This window comes from Spirosoma areae, from assembly GCF_054781775.1.
In genome coordinates this window covers 351,487-372,498 of record NZ_BAAGTT010000027.1, presented here as the reverse complement: position 1 = coordinate 372,498, position 21,012 = coordinate 351,487, and the positions used below count along the sequence as shown (strand labels likewise).

General features: G+C 53.0%; 14 protein-coding genes. 11 read left to right on the top strand and 3 right to left on the bottom strand.

Annotated elements, in window-relative coordinates:
* Positions 1 to 34: 34 nt before the first annotated feature.
* On the top strand, positions 35 to 1,243 hold the full coding sequence (locus ACYVI1_RS15630) for an MFS transporter (protein WP_460911549.1): 1,209 nt from the start codon (positions 35 to 37) through the stop codon (positions 1,241 to 1,243).
* Here ACYVI1_RS15630 and ACYVI1_RS15625 read toward each other — a convergent pair.
* From ACYVI1_RS15625 to ACYVI1_RS15615, 3 genes are all read right to left on the bottom strand, one after another.
* The gene (locus ACYVI1_RS15625) at positions 1,240 to 2,043 is read right to left on the bottom strand and encodes an alpha/beta fold hydrolase (RefSeq protein ID WP_460911548.1); all 804 of its coding nucleotides are present in this window, start codon (positions 2,041 to 2,043) and stop codon (positions 1,240 to 1,242) included. The two genes, ACYVI1_RS15630 and ACYVI1_RS15625, sit on opposite strands and share 4 nt — an antisense overlap.
* Before the next feature lie 114 nt (positions 2,044 to 2,157).
* A complete protein-coding gene (locus ACYVI1_RS15620) occupies positions 2,158 to 2,988 on the bottom strand; it encodes a sugar phosphate isomerase/epimerase family protein (protein ID WP_460911547.1) in 831 nt (276 codons plus the stop codon).
* 194 nt (positions 2,989 to 3,182) lie between these two features.
* Complete coding sequence (locus ACYVI1_RS15615; RefSeq protein ID WP_460911546.1) at positions 3,183 to 4,199, bottom strand: GntR family transcriptional regulator; 1,017 nt, start codon at positions 4,197 to 4,199, stop codon at positions 3,183 to 3,185.
* A 449-nt stretch (positions 4,200 to 4,648) separates the two neighbouring features.
* Here ACYVI1_RS15615 and ACYVI1_RS15610 point away from each other — a divergent pair, with 449 nt between their 5' ends.
* From ACYVI1_RS15610 to ACYVI1_RS15565, 10 genes are all read left to right on the top strand, one after another.
* The gene (locus ACYVI1_RS15610; protein ID WP_460911762.1) at positions 4,649 to 7,753 is read left to right on the top strand and encodes a SusC/RagA family TonB-linked outer membrane protein; all 3,105 of its coding nucleotides are present in this window, start codon (positions 4,649 to 4,651) and stop codon (positions 7,751 to 7,753) included.
* Positions 7,754 to 7,848: 95 nt separating this feature from the next.
* Positions 7,849 to 9,369, top strand: a complete 1,521-nt coding sequence (locus ACYVI1_RS15605; protein ID WP_460911545.1) for a RagB/SusD family nutrient uptake outer membrane protein — start codon at positions 7,849 to 7,851, stop codon at positions 9,367 to 9,369.
* Between the two features lie 193 nt (positions 9,370 to 9,562).
* On the top strand, positions 9,563 to 12,268 hold the full coding sequence (locus ACYVI1_RS15600; RefSeq protein ID WP_460911543.1) for a c-type cytochrome: 2,706 nt from the start codon (positions 9,563 to 9,565) through the stop codon (positions 12,266 to 12,268).
* A 109-nt stretch (positions 12,269 to 12,377) separates the two neighbouring features.
* Positions 12,378 to 13,166 (top strand): 3-keto-disaccharide hydrolase, encoded by a 789-nt coding sequence (locus ACYVI1_RS15595; RefSeq protein ID WP_460911541.1) that lies wholly within the window; start codon positions 12,378 to 12,380, stop codon positions 13,164 to 13,166.
* 87 nt (positions 13,167 to 13,253) lie between these two features.
* On the top strand, positions 13,254 to 14,309 hold the full coding sequence (locus ACYVI1_RS15590; RefSeq protein WP_460911761.1) for an aldose 1-epimerase family protein: 1,056 nt from the start codon (positions 13,254 to 13,256) through the stop codon (positions 14,307 to 14,309).
* A gap of 164 nt (positions 14,310 to 14,473) precedes the next feature.
* Positions 14,474 to 15,697, top strand: coding sequence for a class I mannose-6-phosphate isomerase (locus ACYVI1_RS15585; RefSeq protein WP_460911540.1), 1,224 nt, complete (start codon positions 14,474 to 14,476; stop codon positions 15,695 to 15,697).
* A gap of 114 nt (positions 15,698 to 15,811) precedes the next feature.
* A complete protein-coding gene (locus ACYVI1_RS15580) occupies positions 15,812 to 16,849 on the top strand; it encodes a sugar phosphate isomerase/epimerase family protein (protein WP_460911539.1) in 1,038 nt (345 codons plus the stop codon).
* Between the two features lie 104 nt (positions 16,850 to 16,953).
* Entirely contained in the window at positions 16,954 to 18,108 is a 1,155-nt protein-coding gene (locus tag ACYVI1_RS15575; protein WP_460911538.1) for a Gfo/Idh/MocA family protein, read from the top strand.
* A gap of 226 nt (positions 18,109 to 18,334) precedes the next feature.
* Positions 18,335 to 19,834, top strand: a complete 1,500-nt coding sequence (locus tag ACYVI1_RS15570) for a sugar ABC transporter ATP-binding protein (RefSeq protein WP_460911537.1) — start codon at positions 18,335 to 18,337, stop codon at positions 19,832 to 19,834.
* A 104-nt stretch (positions 19,835 to 19,938) separates the two neighbouring features.
* On the top strand, positions 19,939 to 20,925 hold the full coding sequence (locus tag ACYVI1_RS15565; RefSeq protein ID WP_460911536.1) for an ABC transporter permease: 987 nt from the start codon (positions 19,939 to 19,941) through the stop codon (positions 20,923 to 20,925).
* The last annotated feature ends 87 nt before the right edge of the window (positions 20,926 to 21,012 follow it).

Genomic DNA, 21,012 nt, shown 5'->3' with positions numbered 1-21,012 from the left:
AAAATAGCCGGTTTGAACCGGCTATTTTTGTGTCATGAATACAACTGCATCCTTGAATAAACCATACCGAAACCTATTCGTACAAAACCTGCTGACGTTTTTTCTGAATCGGCAGGCACTGGCCATTGGGTTGGTATTTGCATCGGACAGCCTCCTGTTTGGTAGCTGGGTCGCGCACATTCCGCACGTAAAAGAAAAACTGCATCTGTCCGAGTCCGAACTGGGCCTGGCCCTGTTTGCCATGCCTGCTGGCTTGCTCGTGATGAACCCCTTAACGGGCTGGATCATTGCTAAACTGGGCGAAGCGCGGGCCTGTTTCTGGTCGGCCCTGGGTCTGACCGTAGCTGTCTGCATTCCTATTAATGCACCCAACACGCTGGTTATGGCTTTTGGGCTGTTTTTGCTTGGTTTAGCTGCTGCTCTTATCAACGTAGCCATGAACACCTGCGCCACCAATCTGGAGCGGGCACAGGGTATTATCATCATGTCGTCGTGTCATGGCATGTGGAGTCTGGGCGGCCTGCTGGGGTCGGGCATTGCCGGAGCTATCATTGCCCTGCATGTGCCGCCCCCGGTGCACATGGCCATTATGGCGGGATTGATTCTGATCCTGACCTTTGTGCTGCAACCGTTGCTGACCCAGATTCCATCGAGCAGTCAGACCGAGTCGGGTGAGAAAGCCGGGTCATCGTTTGTGCGGCCTAACCGGGATTTATTGCTGATGATTCTGATTGGGCTGGCCTTAGCGATGGGCGAGGGAGCCGCTTTTGACTGGAGTGCAGTCTACCTGCGCGAAACCCTGGGTGCCAGCAGTCAGATTGCGGCCCTGGGCTTCGCCAGTTTCTCGCTCACCATGACCGGTTTTCGTTTCCTCGGTGATGCCATTATTCCAAAAATCGGGGCCAAACGGTGGCTCCAGATTGGTGGTTTGCTGGCCGCCCTGGGGTTAGTGGTTGCTATTGCGCTCCCCTACCCGCCAACGGCCTTACTTGGTTTTGCGCTGCTCGGCGCGGGTTGTTCCCTGGGGGCGCCCATCCTGTATGGGGCCTCGCTGCGGGTGCCGGGTATTCCGCCAGCCGCTGGTCTGGCCACATTTGCCACCTTTAGCTTCGTTGGTTTTCTGGCCGGTCCGCCCCTTATTGGTTTCGTTGCCGAAGCGTTTGGCTTATATTTTGGCTTAGGGTTTGTGGCCGTTATGCTGCTTATTTCAGCGGGGCTGGCACGGCTTGTGAAGTTGTTTTAATGAGCCAGCAGCCACTCGCGAACACGCGGATTGACGTCATCAATGCACTCCCAGTGGAAGGCGTGTCCGGCATCGTCGTAGAGGTGCAGTTCACTGTTGGGAATGGCTGCGGCTACTTCTTCGCTCATCCACACGGGCGTAAAAATATCCTTTCGTCCGCCGATGACTAAACAGGGCTGGTCAATTCGTCCCAGGTCGGCCAGGGTGTTGTGGGTAATGCAGGCTTCGGCCTGCGCTTCAAGGCCATGCAATGGTTGAGGCTGTGCATCAATAGCGGCCTGCTGTTGACCCGCCTGGAGTTCGGTAAAGGTGGCGTCATCATCCCAGCTTCGCTTGGTGTAAATCAGCAACTGAATGTAGTTCGCGAATTCGTCGGGCCGAAGCCGGGCTTTGATGGTGGCCATGTGGCGGAAGATGGCTTCGGCGGTTCGGTCGCAGCGTGCCCACGGACACATCAGCACCAGCGAACGCACTTTGTTGGAATGCCGCAACGCCAACTGCTGGGCAATTGTACTCCCCATCGACACGCCCACCACCCGCACGGGTGGCAAGCCAAGCTGGTCGATCAAGCCGGCATAATCGTCGGCCATTTGTGCGGTGCTATAGGGCCCTGCCGGTTTATCAGACTGCCCAACCCCCCGATTATCGCCCAGAATACAGCGAAAATACTGCTGCCAGTTGTTGGCATGTTTTTCCCAGACAGACCCAGGGGCTGTGATGCCCATAATCAGCAGCAGTGGTTCGCCTGACCCGCGCTCTTCATAATACAGATTGATACCGTTGGTTTCTATTCGGGGCATGGTTAGTTCAATGATAGGTAGACTGAGTGAATGAATGATAGGTAGACTGAGTGAATGATAGAGTGACAGGATGAGTGACCAGATGTTGCGCCAGCTATTCACTCAGTCTATCGTTCACTCATTAAGTGAGGGAAGTAACGTTTCATACACCCAGCGCCCATCGTGCAGCGTAACGCCGTCCGGGTCGTCCATCGCTTCGGGACCTTCATCTTCGCAGATGATCCAGCCGCTGTAGTGCTGCTCAATCAGCCATTGAGTGATGCCCACAAAATCGACTTTTCCCTTTCCCAGCAGGGCAAATTCGGGCTTCCCGTCCCAGTCCTTATAATGAACGAGATTAATGAGCGATGCATACTCTTTCATTTTTGTCAACGGGTCCATGCCGCCATTGATGAGATGGCCCACATCGGGCGTCCAGCCCGTCGCCGACGCGTCGAGCGACTCGATAATCACGCGGTAATCTTCTTCAGTGCGGGTAATGGACGAATGGGGCGAATTGGGGTGAAAACTGCACGGCACCCCCTGCTCGACGGCCCGGCGCGATACGCGGTTAACGATGTTCACCAGATTGCGCCGGCGGGTGTCGATCTCATGCCGCCCCGTTGGTTTCTGCACGGTGCAAAGCAAGGCACCCGGAAAGTGTTTCAGCAGGGCAATGGCCCGGTCGGCTTCGTACCGTTCGTGTTCGGTTTCGTCGGCCAGGTTCCAGTCCAGCGCCAGGGCAATGGCCGCTAATTCGACCCCCTGTTCGTTCAGTTTGCGGGCCAGGCTGTCGGCATCGGGCAGGTCGCCCATCCAGTTGAAAATGGGTTCAATACCCCCAAAACCCGCCTGAGCCGTAATGTCGATCATGTGCCCTAAGCGGTTAGCGTGGGTTTGGCCATTGTTGTTCATGAACCAGGTGTAGGCTTCGGCACCAAAGCGAAACGAAAGAGAAGGAGGCATACGGGAGTAATTTAACGGGAACTTAACAAGCATCGAGCCGCCCTGGGCAGCAGGTATTCAGGAAAGTAGGCTGCGTTATTTTTCTTACTGTTAAGCTGAAAAAAAAGCGCGTGTGTGCCGACTGACGAATGCCATTACTGGGAGTAATGGCATTCGTCAGTCGGCACACACGCGCTTTTTGCGCCACAAATCGGCTACAGTGATTTGCGGACAATAAGCCGAAACGGATTTTCTACGTGTTCTACGCTGCCATTCAGGATTAACTGGGCGGCTGTTCGTCCCATCAGCGAAAAATCAGTCGACATGACGGTTATGCCTTCGAGCAGAAATTCTTTCAGGGGCGTATCATTATAGGACAGAATCCCCACCTCCTGCCCAACGACATAGTGCGTCGCTTTTATTTTCTTGATCAGTTCAACCAGGTCTTCCTCCATCAGGTTGATATAGGCATGGTGTGGCTGAATAACCTCCTGCTGAATGTCATGAACAACCTGGGCCGTAAAGTTATGCTCAAAACAGAATTTATAGAACCCGTTCAGTATGGCTTTGGGATGGTAGGTGTAGGATGGCAAAAGAATGTTGAGGGTCGTATATTTTTTCAGTAACGGCAGGGCTTCTGTTAGCGCCTGGTACAGGTCTTTTTCAAAATTCTGAAAGACGGCGGCATACTTCCCGGAAATACCTTCGAGGAGTTTATCCAGAATCACCAGCTTATGTTTGGGCAGGCTGTTAATGAGTTCATCGGCTTTTTCGCCCCCATCAAAAAAATGGCCAATGATGACATAGTGTGTATGGTTGCGGGCCTGCCGCAGAATCAAATCCCGGAATAACCGAAAATCATTGTTATAAATAAAAAAGTCGATGGGAACGCCCTGCCCGAGCACTTCCACGAACGAGTCGTAAATTATTTTTTTGTGAGCGCTTAACTTATTGAATAACAGAAATATTTTCAGGTTTTGGCCAGTATTGTTATAATTAATATAAAAACCTTTCCCCCGAACGGCCTCAATAATTTCTTTCTCTTTAAGCAGTTCGTAAGCCCGCTCTACCGTGCCTTTGGCCACATCGAGTTGGGCAACTACTTCGTGGATAGACGGCAATTTATCGCCCGGCAGAATATCCCGATTTTCGATGCCTTCGACTATCGAGTTGTAAATCTGCTGGTACTTCGGCGTGTTCGAATAGTCGTTAATTTTTATGTGATAAAGCATAGTCAATTCATCAGTTGGCATAGCCTCAATCAAGGGTTGGCATTCATGTGGGAATCCTCTAATAAAGACCCTGCATAGCCATTCTCTACTTTCAGGTACCGACCACTGGCACGGTCTGACCACGCCCAGCCGAAGCGTCGGCCCGGTCCCGTTTTATAGAATATTCCAATAAAATCAGGTCAATAGCCAATAATATGGGTAAGTGTAGGAAAGTGAAAACTGGGCGACTGGTGATATTTGGTTAATAAATTGTCTGTTTTGGTGCCACTTGAGTCCTTACAAACCCTGAACCTTATACTATTATGAAGAAAATCTATCAAGTAGTAGCCCTAAGTGCATGGATTGGCTGTTCGGCTGGTATTGCCCTGGGCCAGGAAGCCCTTATGCCGCCAGGCAATCGGCTTTCTGCCAGGCTGACGCCATTGGCTGTAGATGGCCTGAAGCACGACATGATGAACGCAGCCGCTGTGCCGACTGACGTAGCCGTAGCGGGTAAAGTAACCGACGAGAAAGGCACCGGCCTGCCCGGCGTGAGTGTGGTGGTGAAGGGAACAACCCAGGGCACTACCACCGACGGCGTGGGTAATTTCCGGCTCTCCGTGCCCAATACCCGGTCGGTGTTGGTCTTCAGTTTTGTTGGCTATGGCAGCAGGGAAGTGGTCGTAGGCAATGAAACCTCGCTGACGGTTTCGCTGTCGCCCGATGACCAGACGCTGAACGAGATTGTGGTGGTTGGCTACGGCAGTCAGTTGAAAAAGGAAATAACCGGTGCCGTTCAGACCATCAGCGCGCAGGAAATCAAAGACCTGCCGGTTTCGCAGATTGGCCAGAAACTACAGGGCCGGCTGGCGGGCGTTCAAATCAATCAAACCACGGGTAAGCCTGGGCAGGGCATATCCATCCGCATTCGGGGGCAAGTGTCGGTGTCGGCGGGCAGCGATCCGCTCTATGTCATCGACGGCTTTCCCATTACGGGCAGTATTGGCCAGCTCAACCCCGACGAAATTGACGACATCACCATTCTGAAAGATGCCGCGTCTACCTCGCTCTATGGGTCGCGGGCGGCCAACGGGGTGGTGCTGATCACGACCAGGAAAGGCAAGCCCGGCCAGACCAGCATTAGCTTCAACACCTATGCCGGTGTGCAGCAAGTGCCCATGAAAGGCCGGGTAAAAATGCTCAATGCCGTTGAATTTGCCCAGTTTAAAAAAGATTTCTACGAAGACCAAAACCAGGCCGTACCGGACGTATTCCAAAATCCGGCCCAATACGAAGGAAAAAACAACGACTGGTATGATGCGCTGCTCCGCACGGCGCCCATCCAAAGCTACAACCTGAGCCTTTCCTCGAATGGAGCCAAATCGAGCACGTCGCTGGTGGCCGGTTATTTTAACCAGCAGGGAGTGGTGCTGAATAATGCCTACAAGCGGTATTCGCTCCGGATGAACTCCAATTACAACATCTCGGATAAAGTGGCCATCGGGTTCAACCTGGCGCCTTCGTATGTGTTCGACAATACCCCCCGAACCGATGGCGACCGGGGCACGGGCATCCTCTTCAACGCCCTGCACACCTGGCCCATCATGCCGATTTATGATGCCAATGGCGAACTGACCAAATTTAATACATTGCCGAGCAGCACGGGTAACATTTTCGCCTACCCAAACTGGGTACGGGCCGCGCAGGAATTAACGAACGAAACCAAAAACACGAACCTGCTGGCGAATGCGTATGTCCAATACAAACCACTCGCAGGACTGACGCTCCGCTCGACGATCAACGTCGAATACCTGAACTCCAAGTTCTTTTTCTTTAATCCGTCAACGGCTACCAGCGCCATCAACGTACCCATACCGACCACCGCCGTTTCCATTCGGCAGAATTATGAGAACATCTCCTGGCTGAACGAAAACTTAGCGACGTATGCCCGGAGTTTCAACGATCATAATTTTGAGCTGCTGGCGGGTTTCACGAATCAGCGGTTCCGGCAGGATGTCACCCGGATTATGGCCAATACCTACGCTGATGACCGGCTGCCTACCATTCAGGGAGCCATCAACATCGACCGGGCCGGCGCTACCTTGCCCATCGGCTCAAACGTCGATATTCCGGCCAACACGGGCAATGCCGTGAACCAATGGTCGCTGACCTCCTACCTGTCCCGCTTAACGTATAATTACAAAGGCAAATACCTGTTCACAGCCTCAATACGGAGCGATGGCTCTTCGCGTTTCGGGGCCAACAACCGCTGGGGTACGTTTCCATCCGCTTCGGTAGGCTGGGTCATGTCGGACGAAAGCTTCCTGAAAAACTACTCGCCAGTCTCGTTTGCCAAGCTTAGAGCGAGTTATGGAGTCATTGGCAACAACAACATCGGGAATTACACCCAGTATGCGCTGGTGAACAATACAACCAATGCAGTGTTTGGCAACGATGTTGCTACCGGCGCCGTCGTAACCTCGCTGGCAAACCCCAATCTGGGCTGGGAAACAACCAAACAGTTTGACGTTGGCCTGGACCTGGGTTTGTTCAACGACCGAATCCAGTTTGTCTACGATTTTTACACCAAACGCACAACAAACCTGCTCTATGCCGTACAGATTCCGCAGGAAGCCGGATTTGGTAATTTCAATGACAACATTGGGGAGATTAAGTTCTGGGGACATGAGTTTGCCCTGACTACCAAAAACACAACTGGCAGACTCAGGTGGACCACAAACGCCAACATCTCCTTCAACCGGAACTTAGTGGTGAGCCTGGCGCCGGGCATCGACCGGGTGTATGGTACGTTCCACATTACTCAGGTCGGAAAACCGTTTGGTCAGTTTTATGGCATGGTCAAAGAAGGCTATTATCAAAGCGCCGAGGAGCTTAAAAATTCGCCTGTCATCACGGGCCGTTCTGCCATCGGCACCATTAAGCTCAAGGACGTGAATGGCGATGGCCTGATCACCTACGGGGGCGACCAGGACGACCGCACCATTATTGGTAACCCATTCCCCAAGTTTACCTACGGCATTACCAACACGCTGAATTACGGCAACTTCGATCTGTCGATTCAGGGTTCTGGTTCGTATGGCAACCAGCTTTGGGTACGCCATCTGTACAGCACCGCCAATCTGGACGGGGTATTCAACCTGGTGGCGGGTGTAAACGACCGATTCCGGGTTCGCAATAGCGCCACCAACATCGCCACCACCGTTATATCACCAGGAGCGGGGCAGTTTGGCGCCACCAATAATGGAGGGAATTACACGGGTATTGAACGCGACTGGAACAGTACTCAATTCCTGGCGGATGCGTCGTATTTCACCATCAAGAATATAACCTTAGGCTATAGCATCGGCGCGATGAACAAGTTCTTCAAGTCGGCTCGTTTGTATGCCTCGGTGCAGCAGGTGTATGTCTTCACGAACTACTGGGGTGGGCCTAATCCCGAAACCAGCGCTCAGGGAAATGGAAATGGCGACGGGGGCAATCTGAGTCAGGGAGTCGATTTCTCCAACTATCCTGTTCCTCGTACCTACACGCTGGGCATCAACCTGAATTTTTAAGCGAATCCGACGAAGTTAGTTCCAGATTTCAGGCTTTGTAAGACTGTTGCCTGCTTATTGAACCTGAAACATCAAACCCTCAACTTAATTAGGAGATGAAAACAAAATTTATAGCCACCTGGCTGTTAGGCGTTGTCCTGACGGGTTGCCAGAAAGATTTTTTAACCGTAATTCCTGAGACGAATTTAAGTTCGGAGATCTTTTTCACGAAAGAAGCTGATTTTCTACAGGCCGTGAATGCGGCTTATGTGCCCCTGCGGCCTATCTTCAACGAACGGGCCTGGATTCTGGGCGAAATGCACTCCGACAATACGTACTATGCCCGCAATATTCTGTTCGGCGCCGTTGACCCGACTGAGAATATCGCTGATTTTGCCCTGCCTACGTCAACCGGCGAACAGGGGAAGGTGACGGCGAATGACCACGTGCTGCAACAATATCGCTATGATTATCAGATCATTGCCCGCACGAACCAAATTCTGGCGCTGATTGATAAAGTCGAATTTGCTGCCGATTCGAAAAACAGCCTGAAGGGCCAGGCCCTGTTTCTGCGGGCTTTCGCCTACTTTGAACTGGTTCGGTATTTCGGCCGGGTTCCGTTGCATTTAGTGCCGGTTACGGGTCGCGAAGATGCGGCTCTGCCCTTAGCAACAACCGACGAAATATACGCCCAGATAACCAAAGACCTGACGGAAGCGGGCAAACTATTGCCCAACAAAGCCAAACAAACAGCGGGCCGGGCCACGTCGGGGGCAGCCAAAACAACGCTGGCGAATCTATACCTCGTCCAGAAAAAATGGGCCGATGCCGAAGTGCTGCTGAGAGATGTCGTAACCAACGACGGCTATAAGCTGATGCCGGATTATAACGATGCGTTTTCGACCACAACGGGGAATAAGAATAATCCAGAATCGGTTTTTGAAGTGCAGTATCTGGAAGGGTCTGCCGGTTATAACGGTAACTACATCTACCGGGTTATTCCAACACCCATCACGGCGGCCGAGTTAGGCCCCATCACCGGAACCTCGAACCCACAGGCGCTGTCCGGCGAGAACAACAACATCCCCACGCCGGATATGATTGCAGCCTACGAAGCGAGCGACAAACGCAAAGATATTTCCATCGGCACCGTTACGCTAAGCCAGAGTTTACGCGAGAATAAAGTGTATCCCTACATCAAAAAGTTTGCCCGGCCCCACTCGCTGCACAACAACACGGGACAGAACTGGCCCGTTTATCGCTATGCCGAAGTACTGCTGTTTTTAGCCGAAGCTTTAAATGAGCAGGGTAAAACCGCCGAAGCCGCTACCTACCTGAACCAGGTGCGGACCCGGGCGGGACTGGCCGCTACCAAAGCCGCTTCGCAAACCGATATGCGAACCGCCCTTTATCAGGAACGACGCGTAGAACTGGCTTTTGAAAACAAGCGCTGGTTCGATTTAGTCCGAACGGGCCGGGTAAAAGAAGTCATTGGGGCCTATGGCGCTCGTGTAAAAGCAAACCCGCAGGATTATTATTTTCCGAAAGGGGCGGTGCCTCCCCCGAATGCGTTCACCATCCTGGATGATTATTATCCACTGCCAGCGGTTGAGTCGGCCCTGACGCCTAATTTTTAGATTACTGGTTAGTAGTTACTGGGTTAGTACTCAAATCAATTCAATAACCCAGTAACTACCAATAACCAGTCGGTATATAGCCCGGCCTTCGTGCTTTATACCAGGAGGTAAACTCAGTCAGACGATTCTATCCAGCCCGTTCACCATGACAGGTTGACTACTATAAATTGATATTAACTTACTCAATAGAATTATGTCCTTCGCCCACAGACCAGTTAAGTTGCTGCTTACCGTTTCGGCCCTCATTCTGCTTGGAACGTCCTGGGTTACGATGAACGGAGTAGCCCCGGAAACAACCGGCCCCGACGACCCCAAAATCAACAAGCTGAAACTGCTGCCCGGTTTCAGGGCCGACCATCTGTATAGCCCGTCTGAAAACGGGCAGGGCTCCTGGGTGTCAATGGCCTTCGACGATAAAGGCCGGATGATTACGTCGGACCAGTACGGGTTTCTGTACAGGCTCGAACTGCCGCCCCCTGGCTCCGTTGCCCAAAAGCCCAAAATTGAAAAGCTGAAGGTGGGCATGGTTCAGCCGGGCGACACGAGTGTTGGTATGGGATACGCCCAGGGCTTGTTATACGCCTTTAACAGCCTGTACGTTATGGTCAATAACCGGGAGAATAAGAACTTCGGGAAGGGCAGCGGCCTGTATCGGCTTCAGGATACCAACGGCGACGATCAGTACGATAAAGTAACCCTGCTCAAAGCCTTGAAAGGCGAAGGCGAGCATGGCCCCCACAGCATAGTCCTCTCGCCCGATAAACAGTCACTCTATGTGATGTGCGGCAATTTTACCGACGTACCGAAAATGGACGCTTACCGGCTGCCAGCGGTTTGGCAGGAAGACAACCTGTTTCCGGCCATCAAAGACCCCAGAGGCCATGCAACAGACCGAATGGCTCCCGGCGGCTGGCTCGCGAAGGTCGATCCCGAAGGGCAAAAATGGGAGTTGATGGGCGCAGGCTTTCGCAATACGTTCGACTTTGCCTTTAACGACGCCGGCGATGTGATCGGCTATGATTCCGATATGGAGTGGGATTTTGGCTTGCCCTGGTACAAGCCTACCCGAATCTGCCACGTTACCAGCGGGGCCGAATTTGGCTGGCGCACGGCGGCAAGCAACTGGTCGCCCGCGTTTGGCGATTGCCTGCCCGCCGTTTTGAACATGGGCCAGGGGTCGCCCACGGGCGTTTTTGCCGGTCGGGGATCCCGCTTTCCGCAGAAATACCAGAAGGCCATCTATGCCTTCGACTGGAGTTTTGGCATTATGTACGCCGTTCACCTGCAGCCCCAGGGCGCTTCGTACAGCGCCACGGCCGAAGAGTTTATTTCCGGTTCGCCACTGCCGCTGACCGATGGCCTGGTCGGCCCCGACGGGGCGGTGTATTTCCTGACGGGTGGGCGTCGGCTGGAGTCAGACCTCTACCGGATTACCTATACGGGAACGGACGCCGTTACGCCCGCTACGCAGGCCCCGAAGCTCACAGCCGAGCATCAGTTACGAACCAGGCTCGAACAGTACCACGGAGAGCCTGACCCAGCCGCTATTGACGCTGCATGGCCTAACCTCAACCACCCGGATCGGTTTGTGCGCTACGCGGCCCGCATTGCTGTTGAGCACCAGCCCGTTAGCCAGTGGCAGGCAAAAGCGCTGGCCGAAACCGATCCGCAGCGATTGACGCAGGCGATGTATGCGCTGGCCCACCACGGCGATAAGACGCAGAAAAGCGCCATGCTCAAGTCGCTGTCAGGCATAAAGCTGGACAAACTCACCGAAACCCAGGAGTTAGATGTTTTACGGGCTATCGAGTTGGTATTCACCCGAATGGGTATGGCCGAAGGTGCTGATAAAGACGCCGTCACGGCCTATCTGAATCCGCGCTACCCGGCTAAATCGGCGGTCCTGAATCGGGCGTATAGCAAACTCCTGATTTCGCTGGAAGCTCCCGGTGTTGTTAAACGCACCCTGGCGCTGCTGGATAAGCAAAACGAAGACGGAACCGGGCCGGTGGGTGGCGAAACGGTGACGGCTTCCAGTGACCTGATTCTGCGAAATCCGCAGTACGGGCTGGATATTGCCAAGATGCTGGAAAAATTACCCCCCGCCCAGCAAACCTATTATGCCACGATGTTGAGCAGTGCCAAAACGGGCTGGACGCCTGAACTTCGGACAAAATACTTTCGCTGGTTTGCCAACGCGTTCAACTACCAGGGGGGGCGGAGTTATATTGGCTTTATCGACAAAGCCCGGAAACTGGCGCTGGCCCACGTGCCTAAAGAACAATTTGAGCAGTATAATAAACTGTCGGGGGCTGAGCTGTTAACCAATTCGGGAAATGATATAGTAGGCGATTATACGCCTAAAGGCCCCGGCCGACGCTGGTCAATGGACAATGCCCTGGCCGCTGTGGACAGTGGCCTGACAAAACGCGATTTTGAGACGGGCAAAAAAATTTATTCAGCCATTCTCTGCAGCCGTTGCCACTCGATGGGCGGACAGGGTGGCGACATTGGCCCCGACCTGACGCAATTGGGAACCCGCTTCTCGAATAAGGATATACTGGACGCCATCATTCATCCCAACAAAGCCGTTTCGGATCAGTATGCATCGACGATCTTTTACCTCAAAAACGGGCAGTCAGTACTGGGTCGGTTAGTCAGTGAAGATAAAGCAAGTTACGCCATCTCCCAGAATCCGTTCGCGCCCGATCAGCTTCGGAAAATTGCCAAAAAGGAGGTTACGTCCAGGAAATTCTCGACCGAATCGGTCATGCTGCCAGGACTGATCAACAGCCTGAATGCTGACGAACTCAGAGATTTGATGGCCTACCTGAAGGCAGGAGGTAATCAGAATAACGACGTGTATAAAGCGGGAAAAGAACCCTCGAAAGGTAAGTAATAACCCATGCCAGATGATTTTTGACCGGCTGACCCGAATTTTTTCTTTTAATTTAATTCGGGTCAGCCGGTCAAAAACGTAGCCTGTCTCATAAAATAACGGAATCCGTATGGTTAATAAAGTAGCGTCAGTGTGTCTTCAGATGAGTTTGGTACTGGCGGTCATGGCCACTGCCTGTTTGCCAACGGGTTGTGTGGCACAAACTAAAAAAGGTAAAAATGACGGTTTTGTCCAGATATTCGACGGGAAGACACTGAACGGCTGGGAGGGTGACCCTACCTACTGGCGGGTGGAAAATGGCAATCTGGTTGGCGAAATAACCCCGTCTACGCTGCTGAAAACCAACTCGTTCATTATCTGGCAAGGCGGTGAACCCGCCGATTTCGAGTTCAAAGGTGAATTCAACATTACTGAAGCGGGTAACTCCGGTATCAATTACCGCAGTGACCGACTTACCGACGTGCCGTTTGCCTTGCGGGGCTATCAGGCCGACATTGATGGCCGAATACGCTACACGGGACAAAATTACGAAGAGCGTAAACGCACAACACTGGCCTATCGCGGCCAAAAAACAACGATACCGGCCTATACCGGCGCGTCCACGCCCGAAGCCGTCCGGGCCAATGTGAAAAACAATGCCTGGGGCGGATTGACCGTAACCGGCTCGCTGGGCAGCTCCGACTCGCTGAAAACGTTTATCAAAAGCGAAGACTGGAACACCTTCCACCTGATTGTGAAAGGCAATCATTTACAGCATTACATCAATGGCGTACTGATGAGCGAAGTCATTGATAATGATGCCGTTAACGGTATGAAGAAAGGCCTTCTGGGTGTACAGGTACACGTTGGGCCGCCCATGAAAGTGCAGTATCGGAAGTTGATGTTGAAGCAGTTGTAATGGAATCGCCGGGTTAAACCCGGCGCAATAGCCCTAAAATTTTATGCATTGCGCCGGGTTTTAACCCGGCGATTATTGAAGACAACTTTGACACCGCAACCCTGGTATAATAAAATTTCAAATTCAGCCCAACTTGGCGGCATCGAAACGTCGGTAGTCGATAACGGCGCCGGTCGGGGAACCCGAATTGCCTGGATCAATACAGGCACAGGCTTACGTTATAAAGTGGTGCCAGACCGGGGGATGGACATTGCTGATGCCTTCTATAACCAGCATAGCTTAGCCTGGCTGAGCCATTCGGGCATTACCCCGCCCGAAACCTTTGCCGACCGGGGAATCGACTGGCTCCGTACCTTTAACGGCGGCCTGCTAACCACTTGTGGCCTCACCCATGTGGGTGGCCCCGAACAGGATGCCTACGGCGAACGGGGGCTGCATGGGCAGATAAGCAACACTCCAGCCGACATCGAATCCATTATCCAGCCCGACCCCATAACCGGCGATCTGGCCATGAGCATCACCGGCAGGATGCGCGAAACACGGGTGTTTGGCCCCAGTCTGGAATTGAAACGGACCATTTCGGGCGTGCTTGGCCAACCCACCATCTGGATTCATGACGAGGTGATGAACCGGGCCAATACACCCGCTCCGCACATGGTGTTGTACCATCTTAACTTCGGCTGGCCGTTGGTCGACGAAGGCGCCAAACTGGTTTGGCAGGGTAACTGGCAAGCACGCGAAGGCGGCATGAACGCCGATATTTTTCGGGAGAATTACGACTTCCGTACCTGCCCTGCTCCCATAAACGAGCATAGCGGCACGGGCGAAGCGGTCGCATTTATCGACGCAACCCCCGACCATTCGGGCTGGTGTACGGCGGGCCTGCATAATGCCCGGCTTGGCATAGCCGTGTCCGTGCGCTTCCCGAAGGCTCAGTTGCCCTGGTTAACCAACTGGCAGCATTGGGGAAAAGGTGAGTACGTCACCGGCATCGAACCCGGAACCCACCCGCCCATCGGACAGGCAAAGGCACGGCAACAAGGCTCGCTCCTATTCCTGGAACCGGGCGAAAGCCGAAGGTATGATCTGGAAATTAAGGTGTTAACGAATGAAGAATCAATTAATCAATTTTTAACCCTTTGAGTAGTGCTTTTTTTTGTCATTCCGACGCAGCCGGGCCGCCGGAGCGGAGGAATCTCAAGCTTGATTAACAGGGGACTTTAAGATTCCTCCGCTCCGGCGGCCCGGCTGCGTCGGAATGACAAAAACTAAATCACATTTCTTCATAAACCCATCAAAAAACGTTAATGGAAACAACGCCAACAGTAAGTGTAGCGGAAAAAGCCTTAGAACAGGGCAAAGGAATTTTGCGGCTGGCCCCAACCTGGGTGCCCCGGTCATTTTGCGTACCCGGACGACGGATTAAGCTGCACCCGGATGATTACTATGTTTTGGGTGGTCAGCGGGGCGGCATCGACGAACGGTGGCTGTCCTCAACTACGCCCGCGAAAAACGGCCCCCTCACCGGCGAAAACGAGGGTCTGAGCGCCGTTGTTTTTAATGAGGGCGGCAACGACGTACAGGTTTTGCTGAAGGATGCCATCAACGAGCTTGGCGCAGCCTTACTTGGCGAACGGCTTTGGAATGAGTATGGTGCCTGGCCGATGTACTCCAAATTTTTCGACAACATGGGGCCGCTGCCCCATCACCTGCACCACAACGACGAGCAGGCTGCGCTGATTGGGCAATTAGGCAAACCGGAGGCTTATTATTTCCCCCCGCAGTTGAACAATCACGGCGGTGATTTCCCATACACGTTCTTCGGGATTGCGCCCGGCACCACGAAGGAAGAAATTCGCGAATGTTTGGTCAACTTCGCCAAAGGCGATAACAAAATCACGAACTTCTCGTCGGCTTATCGTCTGGAGCCGGGCACAGGTTGGGACGTTCCACCGGGACTGCTCCATGCACCGGGAAGTTTCTGTACGTATGAACCCCAAAAAGCATCCGACGTCTTCGCGATGTACCAATCCTTAGTCAATGAAGCCATCATCCCGGAGGAATTGCTGTGGAATGGCACGCCTAAAGACCGCATTGGTGATTTTGACCAACTGCTGGAAGCCATCGACTGGGAGTTGAACGTCGACCCGCAGATGATGGCCAATCGCTTTATGCGCCCTAAACCAGTTAAAGCGGTGGCTGATATGGAGGCTGAAGGCTACGTGGAAAATTGGGTGTGTTATAAATCCGATGCGTTCAGTGCCAAAGAACTGACCGTTTTTCCGGGAACAACCGTCACCATCCGCGACAGCGCAGCCTACGGCCTGATTGTGATGCAGGGCCACGGTAAAATGGGCGTGTGGGACATTGAAACGCCTGCCCTGATTCGCTACGGCCAATTGACCAACGACGAGTTTTTTGTCAGTGAAAAAGCCGCGCGGGAAGGCGTCACCATCGTCAACCCCTCAACCACCGACCCCATTGTGATCCTGAAGCACTTCGGACCGGGCAATCCTGATTTAATGTTGTAGATGGAACGCTGATTGTTATGATCGTTAAGATCATATTAAAAATCATATTCAACCTTAACGATCATAATAATCAGCGTTCCATAGACGTATCAAGCCTTAAACCATAACCATCTTATGAACGAGAACAATTATCCTAAACTCCACAACGCTACCTGGCCGGGTATTGTGGGCAAAGGCCCTGATTCTGAGCCGCCCATTCCATTCGATACCATGCTCGAAATGACGGCTGCCGCCGAGGTCGACGGGGTCAGATTTGATGGCGTCGACATTGGGCTGCTTGACCCGCACATCAATATTGATAGCTCGGACGATGACATTAAACGGCTGGCCGATAAAGTTTCCGGCTACAGCCTCAACATTGGTTCGCTGGTTGCGCCCATTTGGGGTGGTCCGGCAATGGGCAGCCAGCAAGAACGAGCCACCTTTGTCGAGATGGTCCGCAAAGCATGCCATTTCGGGCAACGATTGCGCGAATTGGGCGTTCGGCCCAGCGGAGTTGTGCGAATTGACTCGGCCAGTTCACCAACCAGTTGGGATGCCGACCCAGCCGGAAATTCCAAACTGATTGCCCAGACCTTCCGCGAAGCCTGCGACGTGGCCGCCGACTATGGCGAAAAATTAGCTGCCGAAGGCGAAATTTGCTGGGGTGGGATGCATAGCTGGAAAACCATGCTTGCCACGTTAGAAGCTGTCGACCGCCCCAACATCGGCTTTCAGGCCGATATGGCCCATACATTGCTCTACACGATGGGCTACAATCGCGAACAGGACCGTATCCTGCCCGCCGATTTTGACTGGAGCGACCGCGAAACCCTCAACGAAGCCCTGCGTACCCTGACCAATGCGCTCCGGCCCTGGACCATCGACTTCCACGTGGCTCAGAACGACGGCACTGTGTTTGGGTCGGGTTCGCACGACAAAACCGGCCGCCACTGCCAGGCCCTGGACCCCAACGGCAAACTCGACGTTGTTCACGATGCCGGTTACTGGCTGCGCGACGAAAACCACCAGCTCACCAAAGCATTCAAGCACATTTGCTGGGATGGCTGCATGTTTCCCAACGCCGTTATGAACAACCAGCAAACCTGGAACGACATCCTGGCCACCATGATTAAGGTCCGGCAACAGCACGGCTGGCGTGAAACAACGTAGAGACGCAATACCTTGCAGCTTATGACCGGATGGTTTTGGCTGACGCCTACGTAGAGACGCAAGGTATTGCGTCTCTACAAAAACCAACAATCCCAACCTTACACATGGCAACCAAAAAAGAACTACGAATAGGCTTAATCGGAACTGGTTTGATGGGCCGGACCCATTCAAACGGGTATAATCAGGTACCTCATTTTTTCCCGGAACTGGACTATACGCCGGTGCTGAAAACGGTTTGTTCGCGCAACGAAGAAACCGTGCGGAAATTCGCCGAACAGTGGGGCTATGAGTCCTACGAAACCGACTGGAAAGCCGTTATTGCGCGGGATGATATTGACGCGGTCGACATTTGTACGCCCAACGACACCCACGCTGAAATTGCGATTGCCGCTGCCGAAGCGGGAAAAATGATTCTTTGCGAAAAGCCTCTCGCCCGGTCGTTAGCCGAGGGTCAGAAAATGGTCGAAGCGGTCGAGAAGGCGGGCGTTCAGAATACGGTTTGGTACAACTACCGTCGCGTTCCGGCGGTTACGCTGGCCAAGCAGATTGTCGATTCGGGCAAGCTGGGCAAGATTTTCCATTACCGGGCTAACTTTCTTCAGGACTGGACCATCAACGCCGACCTGCCGCAGGGGGGCACTGCCCTCTGGCGATTGGATGTCGACGCAGCCGGGTCTGGCGTAACGGGCGATTTGCTCGCCCACTGCATCGACACGGCCATGTGGCTGAACGGCGGCATTACGGATGTGTCGGCCATGACCGAAACCTTCGTTAAAGAACGCGTTCATCAGCTAACCGGCAGGGTGCAAAAAGTTGGTATCGACGATGCCTGCCTGTTCCATTGCCATTTCGCCAATGGCTCGCTGGGGCTGTTCGAGGCAACCCGATATGCCCGTGGGCACAAGGCGCTGTACACCTTTGAAATTAACGGCGAACATGCGTCCATCCGGTGGGACCTCCACGACATGAACCGGATGGAATATTTCGACCACAGCGACGAGTCGGTTGTTCGGGGCTGGCGCTCCATCCTCGTAACAGACAGCGACCAGCCTTACATGAAACGCTGGTGGATACCGGGCACGAGCATCGGGTATGAGCACACGTTTACGCATCAGGTAGCGGATTTTCTCCAAAGCCTGGAAACTGGCCAACCTTGCGCCCCAACCTTCAAAGACGCGCTGGAAACCCAGAAAGTATGCGAAGCCGTGATTAATTCCGCCAATTCGAGAAGTTGGCAGGATACGGGCGTTGTGTGGTAAGAAGCAGGGAGCGGGGAGCAGAGCGGAGCGGAGAAGTTTTCAGCCCACAAATTTATTTGTGGGTTACTGAAAATAGTCACAGACCGATAGCAACGGTTTTAACCGTTTTCTGATGCATACCAACGGACTATGTCGTTAAAACAACAAACGAATCCTTATTACCCCATTTGGTCACCCACAAATGAATTTGTAGGCTGATAGGCCCTGCGCTCTCCGCCCTACACACATGATCTCCTCCCAAAACAATATTCTCCAAATTCGTGGTCTCTCGAAATCGTTTTCGGGCGTGAAGGCGCTGGATGATGTCCAGTTGACCGTGAGAAAAGGGGAGGTTCATGCACTGATGGGTGAAAATGGAGCCGGCAAATCGACCCTGATGAAGATCTTAATCGGGCTTCTTGCGCCCGATTCCGGCGAAATTACCTTTGACGGAAGCAGTCTGAAAAATAATGACGTCAATACCATACTGAAAAAAGGCATCTCCATGATTCATCAGGAGATGTTGATTGTGCCTGAACTGACGGTGGCGCAGACTATTTTTCTGGGTAGAGAAAAAACTCGCTGGTTGCCCGGCTGGATTGATAACCGAAGTCTCCAGAAGCAGGCTGAGGCACTGCTCGATCAAATGGGTCTGACGATTGATGCGACCGCAAAAATGAAGCATCTGCGTGTGGCCGAGAGGCAATTAGTGGAAATTGCCAAAGCCATTTCGAACGATGCAAAGGTGATTATTATGGATGAGCCGACATCCGCACTCGCCGATAAAGAAGTGGCCACGCTCTTTGCCATCATCCGGGAATTGACCAGAAAGGGCGTGGCCATCATCTACATTTCGCACAAAATGGAGGAGATATTCGCCATCGCCGACGCCATCACGGTGTTGCGGGACGGCCGGTACATCGACACAAAACCCACGACCGACCTCAACCAGCCTGCGTTGATAACGATGATGGTTGGCCGGGAAATTGACACCCTGTTCCCAATCAACACTACTCCGAAAGGGAAAGAAGTTTTATCGGTGAACAAACTCAGTCGGCGCGGTAAATTTTCCAATATAACCTTTGCCGTTCATGCCGGTGAGGTGCTGGGTATTGCGGGGCTGATGGGCGCGGGCCGGACCGAAATAGCCCAGTCTATTTTTGGGCTGGATAGCATCACGAGTGGCGACATTTATATCAACGGAAAGAAAACAGCCATAAAGTCTCCGCAGGACGCCATCCGAAACGGCATCGGCTATGTGAGTGAAGACCGGAAAGGATGGGGCTTCATTCCGGCCCTGTCTGTCCGGCAAAATCTCACGCTGGCCAGTTTGCCAACCCACGCGAAAGGCCCCTTCATTCAGGCCGACAGCGAAGACGCAACAGCCACTAAATTGATTGCTGATCTGCGAATAAAAACGACCGGTCCGAATCAGAAAGTAATTTATCTGAGTGGGGGCAATCAGCAGAAAGTCGTCATTGGCAAAGTGCTGCTGGCCAACCCTGTGCTCATTATCCTCGACGAGCCAACACGGGGTATCGATGTGGGGGCGAAAGCGGAGATTTATCGGTTAATCAACCAACTGACATCCGACGGTATAGCAGTAGTTATGATCTCATCGGAACTTCCAGAACTAATGGGCATGAGCGACCGAATTCTTGTGCTGTCGAAAGGAAAACAGACGGCCATGCTCTCAAAAAAAGAAGCGACTCAGGAAACAATCATGCGCTATGCCATGCAGGTTTGAGAGACGTTGACCGGTTGCGGCTGGCACTTTGACAAAGTTCCGAACTTTGTCAAAGTGCCAGCCGCAACCGGTCAACGCGTCTCAAAACAGACCAAAGCCTTATCATGAAAGAAGCCTTAAACACCTATCTCAATCAGGTTGGGAGTTCGTATAAAACCCGCATCCGGGGCCTTGGCAAAGCGGGGATTTTCGTAGCGTTCATCCTCATCTGTCTCGTTCTTTCATTCATTACGCCAAAGTTCCTGACCCTGTCGAACCTGCTGATTATTGTTACGCAGGTATCCATCAATGCCTTGCTGGCATTCGGCGTCACGTTTGTGATCATCACCGGCGGCATCGACCTATCGCTGGGGTCGATGGTGGCCGTTACGGGGGTGGTGGCGGCTTCATTTGCTCACCCCGATGCCTACCCGGTGGCCGTGCCGCTGCTGGCTGGTTTATTAACCGGGGTTCTGTTTGGAGCCTTTAACGGATTCGTCATTACCCGCTCTAAAGTCCCGCCCTTCATTGTTACGCTGGGCACAATGACCATCGGCCGGGGGCTGGCCCTCATTCTGAGTAACGGACGCCCGATTTCTAACCTGTCGGATTCGTTCAATTTCATTGGTGGCGGGCAGCTACTCGGCATACCCAATCCCATCATGATCCTGATTGTGGCGTTCCTAATCTGTTCTGTGGTCCTGCGAAAAACCATCTTAGGCCGATACATGTATGCCGTTGGCGGAAATGAACAGGCGGCAAAAGCGTCGGGTATCCGGCTGAACAGGGTGAAAATGAGGGTCTACACCCTAAGCGGAGGGCTGGCCGCCATAGCGGGTATTGTGCTGACCTCCCGCATCACAACGGGGCAGCCCAACGCGGGTGCGGGTTTTGAATTAGATGCCATTGCGGCTGCTATTATCGGCGGCACCAGCACATCGGGCGGCACCGGAACCATGACGGGCACCCTGATTGGCGCTTTATTAATCGGGGTGATCAACAATGGGCTGGATTTGCTCAACGTCACATCGTATTACCAGCAGGTTGTGATGGGCGTTATTATTATTGGGGCCGTAGTGCTGGATGGTGTGAGTCAGCAGCCGGAACGTTAAGTGCTCCTGGAGTGATCTAAGCAAATCGTCACGTAGCAATCAGACGAATACTATTGTTTGATCGCTACGCGACCGAAACAAATTGGC